General features: G+C 72.6%; 1 protein-coding gene and 1 pseudogene. Both read right to left on the bottom strand.

Annotated elements, in window-relative coordinates; all coding sequences use genetic code 11:
- On the bottom strand, positions 1-226 hold a 226-nt coding region (locus tag ACLIYP_RS30885), incomplete at its 3' end, for an acyltransferase domain-containing protein (RefSeq protein ID WP_412716355.1).
- A gap of 3 nt (positions 227-229) precedes the next feature.
- Positions 230-340, bottom strand: a pseudogene (locus tag ACLIYP_RS30880) (hypothetical protein); the annotation flags it as partial.
- Positions 341-358 lie beyond the last annotated feature (18 nt).

The raw sequence follows: 358 nt of genomic DNA, 5'->3' as shown, positions 1-358 counted from the left end.
GCGGCGCGAGCGCTGTCTCGCACCGGGCGATGGATTCCGCGAACACCGGCACGGTGTCCAGGAGGTCCGCGCCCATACCGGCCCATTGCGTCCCCTGTCCGGGGAACACGAACACGGTCTTGCCGGTGTTCTTGGCCTGGCCCTGGACCAGGTGGGTGTGAGGCTGCTCGGTGGCAAGCGCGTCGAGCGCGGCGGCGACGGCATCAGGCGCCTCAGCGAGGACCACGGCGCGGTGTTCGAACAGGGCGCGTCCGTGGACGAGTGTGCCGGCGACGGCCACGGCATCCAGGTCGGGCCGCTGATCGACGTACTCGCGGAGTTGCCGGGCCTGTGCGCGCAGGGCGCCGGCGGTCCGGGC

Origin of the sequence: Streptomyces nanhaiensis (genome assembly GCF_046614825.1) — a bacterium.
Taxonomy (GTDB): Bacteria; Actinomycetota; Actinomycetes; order Streptomycetales; family Streptomycetaceae; genus Streptomyces; species Streptomyces radiopugnans.
Note: the sequence above shows the minus strand (reverse complement) of the source record. Positions and strands in the feature narration are given on the sequence as shown.